This is a genomic window from Orrella sp. 11846, assembly GCF_048820935.1.
Classification (GTDB): Bacteria; Pseudomonadota; Gammaproteobacteria; order Burkholderiales; family Burkholderiaceae_B; genus Algicoccus.
The window spans coordinates 1-455 of sequence record NZ_JBMERD010000061.1; the positions used below are offsets into that span (position 1 = coordinate 1).

Genomic DNA, 455 nt, shown 5'->3' on the forward strand with positions numbered 1-455 from the left:
TGTAGTGCCTTGTATGGAAGAACGGCACACAAACGCGAAAACTCATCAAGCAGTAAAGAGAATCTATAGCCCTTAGGGTTATAGGATCAAGCGAATAAGTGCATGTGGTGGATGCCTTGGCGATCACAGGCGACGAAGGACGTGACAGCCTGCGAAAAGCTGCGGGGAGCTGGCAAATAAGCTATGATCCGCAGATGTCCGAATGGGGAAACCCACTAGCTGTAAGGCTAGTACTCCTGGCTGAATACATAGGCCAGCGAGGGCGAACCGGGTGAACTGAAACATCTAAGTAACCCGAGGAAAAGAAATCAACCGAGATTCCGAAAGTAGCGGCGAGCGAAATCGGACCAGCCTGTACGATTTAGCACGTGTGATAGTCAAAAACGCTGGAAAGCGTTGCCATAGCGGGTGATAGCCCCGTAGACGAAATCACGCATGTGGAACTAAGCGTACGA

General features: G+C 50.5%; 1 rRNA gene. It reads left to right on the forward strand.

Annotated features, from left to right (window positions below):
* Positions 1-84: 84 nt before the first annotated feature.
* A 23S ribosomal RNA gene (locus tag ACOI06_RS14615) occupies positions 85-455 on the forward strand; the annotation flags it as partial.